At 45.8% G+C, this 12,252-nt stretch carries 9 protein-coding genes; 5 read left to right on the top strand and 4 right to left on the bottom strand.

Going from position 1 to position 12,252, the window contains the following annotated elements; genetic code table 11:
• Positions 1 to 66: 66 nt before the first annotated feature.
• Positions 67 to 201 (bottom strand): 50S ribosomal protein L34, encoded by a 135-nt coding sequence (rpmH, locus tag AADH33_RS12995; protein ID WP_007394757.1) that lies wholly within the window; start codon positions 199 to 201, stop codon positions 67 to 69.
• Positions 202 to 819: 618 nt separating this feature from the next.
• Between rpmH and dnaA the strand changes: the two genes are divergently transcribed.
• The 5 genes from dnaA (at position 820) to AADH33_RS12970 (ending at position 9,155) form a co-directional block, all read left to right on the top strand.
• Positions 820 to 2,265 carry a chromosomal replication initiator protein DnaA gene (gene dnaA, locus AADH33_RS12990; RefSeq protein ID WP_348549161.1) on the top strand — a complete coding sequence of 482 codons (1,446 nt, stop codon included), beginning with the start codon at positions 820 to 822 and terminating at the stop codon, positions 2,263 to 2,265.
• Between the two features lie 363 nt (positions 2,266 to 2,628).
• On the top strand, positions 2,629 to 3,804 hold the full coding sequence (gene dnaN / locus AADH33_RS12985) for a DNA polymerase III subunit beta (RefSeq protein WP_348549160.1): 1,176 nt from the start codon (positions 2,629 to 2,631) through the stop codon (positions 3,802 to 3,804).
• Positions 3,805 to 3,999: 195 nt separating this feature from the next.
• Complete coding sequence (gene recF / locus AADH33_RS12980; RefSeq protein WP_348549159.1) at positions 4,000 to 5,229, top strand: DNA replication/repair protein RecF; 1,230 nt, start codon at positions 4,000 to 4,002, stop codon at positions 5,227 to 5,229.
• Positions 5,230 to 5,804: 575 nt separating this feature from the next.
• Positions 5,805 to 8,411 (top strand): DNA topoisomerase (ATP-hydrolyzing) subunit B, encoded by a 2,607-nt coding sequence (gyrB, locus tag AADH33_RS12975; RefSeq protein ID WP_348549158.1) that lies wholly within the window; start codon positions 5,805 to 5,807, stop codon positions 8,409 to 8,411.
• A 135-nt stretch (positions 8,412 to 8,546) separates the two neighbouring features.
• The gene (locus AADH33_RS12970) at positions 8,547 to 9,155 is read left to right on the top strand and encodes a manganese efflux pump MntP (RefSeq protein ID WP_075101304.1); all 609 of its coding nucleotides are present in this window, start codon (positions 8,547 to 8,549) and stop codon (positions 9,153 to 9,155) included.
• Positions 9,156 to 9,268: 113 nt separating this feature from the next.
• Here AADH33_RS12970 and rlmF read toward each other — a convergent pair whose 3' ends face one another.
• The 3 genes from rlmF to AADH33_RS12955 form a co-directional block, all read right to left on the bottom strand.
• Positions 9,269 to 10,291, bottom strand: coding sequence for a 23S rRNA (adenine(1618)-N(6))-methyltransferase RlmF (gene rlmF, locus AADH33_RS12965; protein ID WP_348549157.1), 1,023 nt, complete (start codon positions 10,289 to 10,291; stop codon positions 9,269 to 9,271).
• A 207-nt stretch (positions 10,292 to 10,498) separates the two neighbouring features.
• Positions 10,499 to 11,586 (bottom strand): IS3 family transposase gene (locus AADH33_RS12960; protein WP_348549156.1). Its coding sequence is split into 2 segments (ribosomal slippage): positions 10,499 to 11,334 and positions 11,334 to 11,586, totalling 1,089 coding nucleotides; the frame shifts between segments, so codons are not numbered across the junction.
• A 36-nt stretch (positions 11,587 to 11,622) separates the two neighbouring features.
• On the bottom strand, positions 11,623 to 12,225 hold the full coding sequence (locus AADH33_RS12955; RefSeq protein WP_348549155.1) for a LysE family translocator: 603 nt from the start codon (positions 12,223 to 12,225) through the stop codon (positions 11,623 to 11,625).
• Positions 12,226 to 12,252 lie beyond the last annotated feature (27 nt).

The following is a 12,252-nucleotide window of genomic DNA, read 5'->3' as shown; positions in this document are numbered from 1 at the left end:
TATCGCAATCTATAATTAATAGAAACACAACAAGCACATATGGCCATGCTTATCGCTATCTACTGATTATACAGTAAGGCGATGACGTCCTTTAGCGCGGCGACGGGCTAAGACCTGACGGCCTTTTTTAGTTGCCATACGTGCACGGAAACCGTGAGTACGTTTACGCTTGATCACGCTTGGTTGGAATGTACGTTTCATAACTCACCTATCAAAATAATGGGACTAAATTCGTAATAGCGGAGGATTATACCATTCCCTATTATTTTGGTCAATAAACTAATTTGCTTTATGAAATTATCGTTGAATCCGGTAAAGACCTCTGTGCGTCTCAAATAATTTAGATACTTAAACATAATTTATCTAGTAGTAACTGTCATCCAAACAGATATTTAAGGATCTCAAAATCGTTTAGTTATCCACAGTTTTCTGCCAACTCCATAATAATTAATTATTAATATATATAGATATTGTTGTTATTGGGGACGGTTTTTTCTGTGGTTAACTTGATGTTTCTATTTTATATCAGTTGTTTGCGCTATGGGTAAGGTTGTGGATAACTTGTGTATGGATTATGGATAACTGAGTGTTTTCACTTATCCCCAAAAGTATCCACAGCCTTATCCCCAAAATAGAGGATGTTATCCACAGGTAATTTGTGGTAGATTATCACCTTGTTTGGCGGACAAGAGACAGCATGTGGCTGTCTTTTTATTTGATCATCAAAAGCGAGCAAAAATATCGATGCTGGTAGTAGCAAAAGGCTTGCCTCTGGTGTCAGTTTGCTGGGGATTTGATATTAACGAGGTAATGGGTTTCATGATAGATACAGCCACTATTTGGGATAAATGCCTAAATGACTTGCGTTACAGCGTCAAGGACAACGTATTTACCATGTGGTTACGGCCACTGTCAGCGCATCAAGAGGCCAGTAGTTTAATTATTCTTGCGCCCAATGATTATTTTGTAACTTACATCAAAAAAAATCATTTACAAGATATTCAGCAGTTGGTAGTTAAGCACAGCCAAGGCAGTATTGAAGAAGTTGTGGTGCGTGTAGACAATGCTGGTCGTCAGGTAGAAGACAACCCACAAGCGCAGTCAGGCTCTCTGTTTGCAGAGGATATCCCCTCCCCTACCCTTACTGACCAAAATTTTCAGACCGCGCATCATCATATGGCAAAGGCTGACATCGATACCAATACGCGTCAGGCAGAATTAATTGGCTCTGCTGATGCAAAATCGCTTAGCTATCTTAACCCTGACTTCACCTTTGAGACCTTTGTCACTGGTAAGTCTAACAATTTGGCTTATAAAGCCTGTTATGAGCTTGGAAAACGTCAGTCAAAAAACCGGCACAATCCTTTATTTATATATGGGCCTTCTGGTTTGGGAAAAACGCATTTAATGCATTCTGTTGCACATCGCTATTTAAAAAATAATCAAAGTTTTTATTATTTCACTTCTGAAAAGTTTATTAATCAATTAGTTTATTCATTAAGAAATAATAAAATAGAAGATTTTAAGAAAAAAATAAAAAAAGTAGATTTATTGATTGTGGATGATATTCACGTATTGGCTGGAAAGACAAAAAGTAGTAATGAGTTTTTGACGTTATTTGCTGACTTCACAAGTGGTGATAAACAGCTGATTTTGGCATCTGATAGACATCCCTCACAGATGACAGAGTTTGATGAGCGCTTTAGGTCGCGTTTTTCTTGGGGGCTGACGGTGGCTGTTGATCCGCCTGAGATTGATACACGTGTACAGATTTTGCAGAAAAAAGCGGCTTCTTATGGGATGACGTTGCCTAAAGAATGTGCGCTGTTTATCGCGCAAAACGTCGTCTCTAATGTTAGGCGTTTAGAGGGCGCATTAAACCAAGTATTTGCCAATGCCAACTTAACTGGCGCGCAAATCACACTAGAGATGGTGCAGTATGCCCTAAAAGATATCGTTGCCATGCGTGTACAAGCAGTCAATATGGACAACATCCGCAAAATCGTCGCTGAATATTATGATGTGACGGTAAAAGACATCATGGGGCGCAAGCGTACCCGCAGTATCGCAAGACCGAGGCAGATAGCCATGGCTTTGTCACGTGAGCTGACGGGTGATAGTTTTCCAGAGATTGGTCAGTCGTTTGGCGGCCGTGACCATACGACAGTGATGCATGCTTGTGATAAGGTCAATGAGCTGCGTGCAGCAGACCCAGCGTTTGATAAGGATTACAAGACGCTAGCCCTTATGTTGCAAGCAGGTTAGCAGCTCTCAGTCTTACTATGTTTTAGCGCCATGATATGGTTTATACTATAGTCAAGCCGACATACCAGTAGTACAGTACCTATTTCAAAATAGTTTAATTCTATCAATGTCTAGGCAGACGTATGCTTTATAGATTATCGTCAGTAGACAGGGTATGATTAAGCCATTATTTGTATAGTCGATTCACTGTAAAAGCGATACAGTGCAGCTGGTATAATTTTGCCCAGCATCTGTCAGCGTAGATACAGTAAGCAAGGAAAGTTTGTACCAGTTGCACGTTCATATGAGTGTATCGATTTTATTTCGAACTGACTGTAGTTTATTTTTGTAAAAAAAGAATCCTTTAAATAAGAGTAACTAAGCATGCAATTATCGATTAATCGAGAGTCGTTACTAAAAGCTATTAATTTGATCGCCAAAGCTGCTGATAAGCGCCACAACATGGTCATTTTAGGCAATATTAAGTTGCAGCTATCTGAGTCGCAGCTGATCTTGACGGCGTCTGACCTAGAGGTCGAGCTGACATCGACATTGAAATTGCCTGCCGGTGCTTGTGTTGCCGCAGGGACGACCACGTTGCCTGCCACTAAGTTAAAAGATATTTGTAAATCGCTGCCAGCCCAAGCTCAGATCAATTTGACCACGCAAGAAAACGAGCGCTGTTTGCTGACCAGCGGCAAAAGCCGCTTCACTTTGGGCACATTGCCAAGTGAAGACTATCCAAGCCTAGGCAATCCAGAGAACATCACGCCGCTGATCATCAGTCGTAGTCGTCTGACGGATCTGATTCACAAGACTCAGTTTGCGATGGCTATCCAAGATGTACGCTACTATCTGACTGGTATGTTGTTCGATGTCTCTCAGCAGCAGCTGACCACGGTGGCCACCGATGGGCACAGATTGGCATTGGCGCGTAGTGTGATCGATGTCAGCAGCGACCTAAATATGCAAGCTATCTTGCCGCGTAAAGCGGTCATTGAGCTTGAGCGCTTGGCCTCTGAGCTGGGTAAAATGCTGGGTGATAAAGACAATCCTGTCACTCTAAGCTTTGGCCGTGAGTTTTTGCAAGTCAGCTTGCCATTTGGCGAGGTGGATGGTGCAGGGCAGGTCAGTGATGATTTGGTAGTGACTTTTACCGCGCGCCTGATCGATGGAAAGTTCCCTGATTACCGCCGCGTCATGCCGAGCAATACGGATAAGTTGGCGCTGTTTAATCAAGAGAAAATGACAGAAGTACTGCGCCGTGTGGCGATTTTGAGTAATGAAAAATCTCGCGGCGTGGTCTTTAATTTTGCCACCGACGGTATGGTCGAAGTACGCGCCAACAACGCTGAGCAAGACGAAGCGGTCGAGGTCATTCAGGCGAAATATCAAGGTGAGCCGATGGAGCTGTCGTTTAATGCCGCGTATCTACAAGACGTATTGGGCGTCATCCAAGGCGATGTACAAATGCATATGAGTCAATCCAATGCCTCGGTGTTGGTCAATCAGCTAGGTGATGAGTTTCATCAGTATGTGATTATGCCAATGCGTATTTAGTGTTCGCAGCTTATCCCCACTAAAAGCAACGTACACGTGATTTTAACAGTATTACTAAGGCTGTTTTTTGCCAATTTAGATCAAAAACAGGCCTTAGTAAACTCTAAGCTTTCGACTCAAATTAATTTTTAAACCCTTCTTTACTAAACGTTTATCTGCTAGTTTAAGCGTTTTTAATAGGCGGCTGTCGCTATCATGATTGAACGTCTACAAATCTCAAATTTGCGTAATCTTACGCAGGTCAATTTGCACACTGCCGCCTGCAACGTGCTGATTGGTGCCAATGGCAGCGGCAAAACCTCGTTGCTTGAAGCCATATTTTTGTTGTCCAGAGGCAAAAGCTTTCGCCATCATCAGCCTAAACGTTACATTCAGCATCATCAACACACTGCCACCGTTCATGCGCGCTTGAGTGATGGCAATACGTTGGCGATCCAAAAGCAAGCTGATGCCACAACGCTGCTGCGGCTTAATCAAAGCACTGTCTATAATCAAAGCATCTTGACTGAGCAACTACCGACACTATTGATTGATCCTTCTAGTATGGACATGCTAGAGCAGGGCAGCGCCAGTCGTCGCCAGTTGTTAGACTGGCTAGTGTTTCACATGAAACAAGGGTTCCACCCGCAGTGGCTGGCCTATCAGCGCCTGCTAAAACAGCGCAATAGTTTATTAAAAAAAAGTAAGCATTTAACGCACGTACAGCTTGCTGAGCTGAGGTCTTGGGATAAAGGGCTTGGCAATCATGCCGCGCTTATTCACCATTATCGTCAGCACGTGTTTACAAAGTGGCAGCCCTTCTTTGCCGACAGCATCGCTCAGCTGTTGCCGAGTTACGCCGAGCAGCTGAGTCTAAGCTACCATGCAGGTTACGATACCGATGTGGCGCTAGAGGTGCAACTTGGTGAGCGCTTAGAGCAAGACTTGCAGTTGGGTTATACCCGTATCGGCAATCATCGCGCTGATATCCATGTCCATTGGCGCTCTAATGATGCCCTAGCAGCCAACGATACCATGCCACCTGACAAGCTACCTGCTGGCTCGGGCAGCAAGCAGGTAGTCGCTGGCACCTTACCGATACTAAAAGAGCAGGCGGCAAACGTCTTGTCTCGCGGCGAAAAAAAGCTACTCATCACTGCGCTACGTTTATCACAATTGCCTTTATTGTTGCAGACGGCTGCCACGACACAAGCAAGTACCAATGAAAACGAACGCGTGCTCACTGCCACACCAGTGGTACTACTTGATGATATCACCGCCGAGCTGGATGAGAGAGCGATAGAGATATTATTATCCACGTTAGCCAAACTGCCTTGTCAGGTGTTTATGAGCAGCTTGACCGCTGATATCACGCCTATGGTCAACGGTTTATGGTCAAATCCTACGATGTTTCATGTGAAACAAGGGCAGGTTTTGCCTTTCTAATAGCGCTAAATCTTGTCAAACAGCCGCAATGAGTTTGACTATATCATCTGCGTTATTTTTCTGATTTGATTATCATACTCAACGGCACTTTATCTCATTTTTATGATCATTTTGAAATGAGGACACGCCATAGGTTTTATTAAAATACCGTCCATCCTCGTATGGCTGTCCAAAGCAATAAAACGACCAGTAAACAGTGACTTAGAGGCAAAAAAATGCTAAAATAGGGCTTTATTTTTATCCTGTTCTCAGCAAGTTGTTTTGTAGCGTCACGTAGTACTTTTTAAGTTTTCAACTGTCTTTAAGTTTATGATAATAAACATGTTTTATTTACTTCTTTAGCTTTGATAAGACATAAAAGAGCAGAAGTTAATAGCAAGAAAATAAAACATGGGTTTTAAGCTTGGCTTAAAGTAAGAAAGCTTTTATAAGGTACTGGCGACTCGTACTTTGGCTCACGACATAGCGCTACTGGTGTTAATTCTCCAGATTGGATTTGACATGATGTCATGCGGCTTCATCGTAGTGATGGGTCAATGGCAAACGGCTGATGATGGCTAGATTAAGGAATGCACATGAGTGATTCATTACCTAACGACCACGAGCAACTGACAGTCGGCAGCGTTGCCGCAACGACTGCTGCAGCGGAAGGAGTGCCTTCAGACTATAGCTCCAAAGATATTCGTGTACTTCGCGGCCTAGAGGCGGTGCGCGTACGTCCTGGCATGTATATTGGTGATACCGATGATGGCACAGGCTTGCACCATATGGTCTTTGAGGTGGTGGATAACTCTATCGATGAGGCGCTGGCGGGGCACTGTGATCAGATTGATATTATCATTCATGAAGATGAGTCGGTCAGTATCATGGACAACGGGCGCGGTGTGCCTGTCGACATCCACCCAGAAGAAGGCGTGTCGGCCGCTCAGGTGATCATGACGGTACTACACGCTGGTGGTAAGTTCGATGACAACAGCTATAAAGTCTCGGGCGGCTTGCATGGTGTCGGCGTTTCCGTCGTCAACGCTTTATCAAAGAGGCTGGAGATGAATATCTGGCGCGAAGGCTATCATTACCATCAGACATATACCGATGGCGTGCCTGATGCCGATATCGAGCAACTAGAAGCGACCGATAAGACCGGCACGCAGATTCGTTTTTATCCTAGCGATGAGGTGTTTACTGGCACCATCTTTGAGTACGATATTTTAGCCAAACGCTTACGCGAGCTGTCTTTTCTTAACTCAGGGGTGCGCATTGTCTTGACTGATGAGCGTATCGACAAGCGCCATGAGTTTGAGCATAAAGGTGGCTTGTCAGAGTTTGTCAGCTATATCAACGCAGGCAAAGAAGGCATCAACGAGGTTTTTCATTTTACCAGTGAGCAAGACGACGGTATCGCGGTCGAAGTGGCGCTGCAATGGACGGATACCTATAACGAAAAAGTACTGTGCTTTACCAATAACATCCCGCAGCGTGATGGCGGTACGCACTTATCAGGGTTTCGCTCAGCGCTCACGCGTGGTCTAAACAGCTATATGGATCGCGAAAACCTGTTTAAGAAAGAAAAAGTCGCCGTCAGCGGTGATGATGCACGAGAAGGGTTAAGTGCGATTGTTTCTGTGAAGGTGCCTGATCCAAAATTCTCTAGCCAGACCAAAGACAAGCTGGTATCGAGCGAAGTCAAGTCAGCAGTCGAGTCGGCGATGCATGATAAGTTTAATGATTATTTGCTTGAAAACCCAACTGCGGCTAAAGCGATTGCCAATAAAATCATCGATGCCGCTAGAGCTCGTGATGCTGCCCGTAAAGCGCGTGAGATGACGCGCCGCAAGACCACGTTGGATATCGCTGGTCTGCCTGGTAAGTTGGCAGACTGCCAAGAAAAAGATCCGTCACTATCAGAGCTATACATCGTGGAGGGGGACTCTGCGGGCGGTAGCGCTAAGCAAGGCCGTAGCCGTAAAACTCAGGCTATCTTGCCACTCAAGGGTAAGATCTTGAACGTCGAGCGCGCGCGTTTTGATAAGATGCTGTCATCTGCTGAAGTGGGCAACTTAATTACCGCGCTTGGCTGCGGTATTGGCCCTGATGAGTATAACCCTGACAAGGTGCGCTATCACAAAATCATCATCATGACCGATGCCGATGTCGATGGCTCACACATTCGCACGCTACTGCTGACGTTCTTTTTCCGTCAAACGCCAGAGCTGATTGAGCGCGGTTATATTTATATCGCTCAGCCGCCATTGTATAAAGTCAAAAAAGGTCGCCAAGAGCTGTATCTAAAGGACGATGAAGCGCTCAAAGCTTATTTATTGTCATCGACGATCGATAATACTAAGCTGCATATCAGTGCCGATGCGCCTGCTATCACGGGTCAGGCGCTTGAGACATTACTAAATGACTATAACCAAACGCAGCTGATTAAGGCACGTTTGCAGATACGTTTCCCTGCAGTGATTTTGGATGCTTTGACGCACACGCCCAAGCTAAATACGGATATGACGTATGATAAGTCAGCCATGCAGGCGTGGAAAGACGCTATGCAGGCGCAGCTTGAGCAGTTCGGTAGTGAGTTAAGCCCTGAGATTGAGCTGGTCAATATCCATGAGCCGCAACCAGAAAATATGGACGCTGCTGCCGCTGATCTGCTGGGTATGACCGCTGCATTGACTGCTGATGAGAGTGAGTCGGCTGATAGCGATGCCTTGTCGACCAAGGCCCAGTGGCTACCGCGTATCACGGTGTATGTGCATCAGCTGGCGCATCATTATTTGCTTGATGCCAGCTTTATCAATTCGAGCGAGTATAGCAAGCTGCTGCGTTTATCAGCGGAGTGGAATACTTTGTTAGAAGATAGCGCCTTTATTCGCCGCGAAGCGGGTAGTGGCACCACCAAGGATATTCCTATCCGCGATTTTGATTATCTCTGGCAGCAAATGATGCTAGATGCCCGTCGCGGCTTGGCCATCCAGCGTTATAAAGGACTGGGCGAGATGAACGCCGACCAGTTATGGGATACGACGATGGATCCTGAAAACCGCCGTATGCTACGCGTCACTATCGAAGATGCCATCGCAGCCGATCATATGTTTACCTGCTTGATGGGCGATCATGTCGAGCCGCGCCGTGTGTTTATCGAAGAAAACGCATTAACGGTCTCTAACCTTGATATCTAAGGTTTAGCTTTTACATTAAATATAAAATACCGCTTTGGTTTCCAAGGCGGTATTTTTTTAATAATAAGTTTGTTTCACGTGAAACTTTCGTAAGTAAATTGTCATAAGCTGGCAATTCTAATTGATGGACATCAGATGATCGAAGTACTGTTACTCGCTATTGCGCTAGCGATGGATGCGCTTGCGGTGTCGATAGGACTGGGCGCTAAATCGCAACAACAAAACCCGCGCTATACCTTGCGTTTGGCTATTTATGCTGCGTTATATTTTGGCGCGGCGCAAGGCGTGATGCCACTTATCGGTTATTTGCTGGGCGCGGCACTGTTAGGTTGGCTCGCCACTGCTGCGCCTTGGATCGGTGGATTTATTCTTATCGGACTGGGCAGTAAGATGCTCTATGAAGTATTTTGGGCAGATGAGGGTGAGATTGTAGATAAGGGGCTGCGAGTAAGTAATGAAGCGGCTGCTATAAACGATAGCCGAAAGAAAAATATCAGTCATCGCACCATGTTTACCTTAGCGATTGCCACCAGTATCGATGCGATGGCTGCTGGTTTTACCTTAAACTTGCTCGCTCTTAATGCGTGGCTAGCGTGTGTAATCATTGCGATTGTCACGGCTGTTTTTAGTGCGTTTGGTATCTGTCTGGGTAAAAAATCAGGTACCTATCTTGAGGATAAAGCAGAAGCGCTCGGCGGATTTGTACTTATACTCATCGGCTTAAAGGTCATGTTTGTTGGCTAGAGCATGCCCCCAATTCAATTGATATGGCCATCTAAATAGATTAAAAAAACCGCTTTGATAGCCAAAGCGGTTTTTGTTTCGCGTGAAACGCTAGCATTACGCTTTGGCAATAATTACGCTTCGTCAGTATCAAAACGCCAAGCTAAGACCCGCGTGTTTTTTTGCCCTTGGCTCATCTCGATAAGACGCATCTGTGCCACCCCCAGCTGTTTTAGCAGCAGTTGTAGCGGTTTTACGTTTTCGGACTTTGAGACCAAACTGGTAAACCAGCCTACATGCGCAGCAAACTGTTGGCTTTCTCTTATCATATTACTCAAAAAAGCAATCTCACCGCCCTCAGACCATAGCTCTTTGTGCTGACCACCAAAGTTGAGGTTTTGCGCGGCATTGCCTGACTTGGTGGAATGGCGACTGATTTGCGCGCTTTCGTTTTTGCCGCGATGGCGCTGCAAGTTGTGCTGCTTGCGGCTATTGGCTTGCATCGCTTCGTCTAATGAAGCATGAAAAGGCGGGTTGCATACCACCACATCAAAGTAGTCCTGCCGACCGATAATGTTTTTAAAGATATAGTTTGGCTCAGGTTGCAGCTTAACCTTGATCGTACCCTTGAGCTTGGGATTGGCCTGACAAATCACGCTGGCGGTATTGACAGAAACCGGATCGATGTCGCTTGCAGTAAAGCGCCAGCCATAGCTTTGGCTACCGATGATGGGATAGATGGCGCTGGCACCGGTGCCGATATCGAGCGCGTGCACCTCTTTACCCGTGGGCGGCGTTTGGTCGTCATTACTATGCGTGGTTTGTGTGAGTAAGTCGGCGATATAGTGAATATAATCGGCGCGACCTGGGATAGGCGGGCATAAATAGCCCTCAGGAATATCCCAAAACTTTACACCATAATAGTGCGCGAGCAGTGCTTGATTGAGCACGCGTACGGCTTTGGCATCAGAGAAATTAATCGTCGGCTCGCCATTGGGGTTGCTGGTGGTATGGTCGGCGAGCGCAGGTAGCGCGCGGGTCAATACAGCAAAGTCGTAGCGACCCTGATGCGGGTTGCGCGGATGTAGCTTGCCAAGTTTTTTGGCGGTCGCAGGCGAGCGGTTTTTATGTTTAGAGTTTGCAAGGGTGCTGGTCATAGTCAGTGGCTTTGATGTTTGGATATAATCGACCAGTTTAGCAGATTTCGAAGATAACAAATGTGTTATCGGCTGCGTAAAATCAGGTTTAGTCCCAAGGCGATCATCGCGCTGCCTAAAATGCGATCTATCCAATGCTCCACGCGGCCAAAACGCTTGAGAATGGCAGGGTAACCCTCCCAAACTTAAGACACCTAATAAATAGAATTAAGCTGCCTGATTGAGTTTCTGTATCGGTGTAAAACCGCCATTGCCCATGTTTGGGCGCTTATGATTATAATGGTATAACCAGTTTTCTGCTTGTGCGCGTACCTGCTCTAGATTATCAAACAGCTCCTGATTTAACCAATCATATCTCATGGTTCTGTTAAAGCGCTCTACATACGCATTTTGCTGTGGATTGCCAGGTTCAATATAGCTTAAGATGATACCTTGCTGCTCAGCCCAGTCTTTGAGCGCATTGCTGATGTATTCAGGGCCGTTATCGCATCTTATCTGCACAGGTTTGCCTCGGTACTCAATAAGCTGATTAAGACTGCGTATGACCCTCCCGGCCGGTAGCGAGAAGTCAACTTCAACGGTGAGTGCCTCACGGTTGTAATCATCAATGACATTGAACAGTCTAAAGCCGCGGCCATCAGTTAAGCTGTCGTGCATAAAGTCCATGCTCCAGCTTTGGTTAATCCTATCAGGTACTGCTAATGGTATTGGTTTAGCACGTTTAATGCGACGCTTAGGCTTGATTCTAAGGTTGAGTTCAAGCTCGCAGTAGATGCGATATACCCGCTTATGGTTGTACGGCAGTCCTAGCACATTACGCAAGGTTAAAAAGCACAAGCCAAAGCCCCAGTTCTTGTTCTCATCAGTCAGTTTGATAAGTAAGTCCGCTATTTGCTGGTTCTCATCTGTTACCACCGACTTGTGATAATAACAGGTGACGCTGATATTAAAGATCGAGCAAGCCCTGCGGATACTGATGCCATGCTCTTTAATATAGTGACAAGCCATCTCTTTGCGCCTTTGGGGCGCTACCACTTTTTTGACATAGCATCCTGTAGGATGTCGGATTTAAGACATTCATCAGCGTACATCTTCTTTAAGCGGGCATTTTCAACTTCAAGCTCTTTAAGACGGCTGATAAGTGTGGCGTCCATACCACCATATTTAGATCGCCAGTTGTAGAAGGTGCTTTGGCTGATGTTATGCTCACGGCAGAGCTCGGTAATAGGGACGCCTTGTTCGGCTTGTTTTAGGATGTTGACGATTTGGTTGTCGCTAAAGCGTGTCTTTTTCATAGGATTCTCCTGCTGGTGTATTTTAGCAGTTAATCTCTATTTGTAAGTGTTCTTATTTATTGGGGGGATTACCGCAGGAATGGACAATAACATCACCACGGTGCTAAACCACGCCATCTGTAGCACCATCATCCAAACACCATAAATCGATAACTGCCACAGCGGGATATCAGGCGACAACACCAAGGTAAATATCGCGACAAAATACACCGGCGCTTTGGGATTAAACACATTACAAAAAAAGCCGCGGCGCAAGGTAGCGAGGGTTGAGTCGTCTTTGAAGACGTCTTGCGCTGGATGTTTGATAGGTCTCTGCTGTGGAATGTTTATGGCTAAATCGGAGGCAGGCTTTGGCTTAGCCCCAATCCCTTGCCAACCGAGATACATCAGATAAGCACCGCCAAGCCACTTGATAGCGGTGAGTAGCGGCTGCGAATGGGCAATCACCGTTGCCAATCCTAATACAGAGTAGGTAATGTGTACCGCAAGCCCTAGGGTGATACCGAGACTACAAATCAATCCAGTGCGTCGTCCCTTAGACAATGTCTGCTGTGAGACCAAGACAAAGTCAGGGCCAGGAGAGGCCGCCGCCAGTAAGTGAACGCTGGTGATCAGTAAAAAGCCGTGCCAAAATTCCATAAGATACTCGTAAATTGTCATGTTTGT

Source organism: Psychrobacter sp. KFRI-CH2-11 (assembly GCF_038239325.1).
Lineage (GTDB): Bacteria > Pseudomonadota > Gammaproteobacteria > Pseudomonadales > Moraxellaceae > Psychrobacter > Psychrobacter celer.
Note: the sequence above shows the minus strand (reverse complement) of the source record. Positions and strands in the feature narration are given on the sequence as shown.

Excerpts from the sequence above, each read along its gene's own strand:
- AADH33_RS12955 (WP_348549155.1), bottom strand. The coding sequence starts at position 12,225 with ATGGAATTTTGGCACGGCTTTTTACTGATCACCAGCGTTCACTTACTG.
- recF (WP_348549159.1), top strand. The coding sequence starts at position 4,000 with ATGATTGAACGTCTACAAATCTCAAATTTGCGTAATCTTACGCAGGTC.
- dnaA (WP_348549161.1), top strand. The coding sequence starts at position 820 with ATGATAGATACAGCCACTATTTGGGATAAATGCCTAAATGACTTGCGT.
- AADH33_RS12970 (WP_075101304.1), top strand. The coding sequence starts at position 8,547 with ATGATCGAAGTACTGTTACTCGCTATTGCGCTAGCGATGGATGCGCTT.
- dnaN (WP_348549160.1), top strand. The coding sequence starts at position 2,629 with ATGCAATTATCGATTAATCGAGAGTCGTTACTAAAAGCTATTAATTTG.
- rlmF (WP_348549157.1), bottom strand. The coding sequence starts at position 10,291 with ATGACCAGCACCCTTGCAAACTCTAAACATAAAAACCGCTCGCCTGCG.
- gyrB (WP_348549158.1), top strand. The coding sequence starts at position 5,805 with ATGAGTGATTCATTACCTAACGACCACGAGCAACTGACAGTCGGCAGC.
- rpmH (WP_007394757.1), bottom strand. The coding sequence starts at position 201 with ATGAAACGTACATTCCAACCAAGCGTGATCAAGCGTAAACGTACTCAC.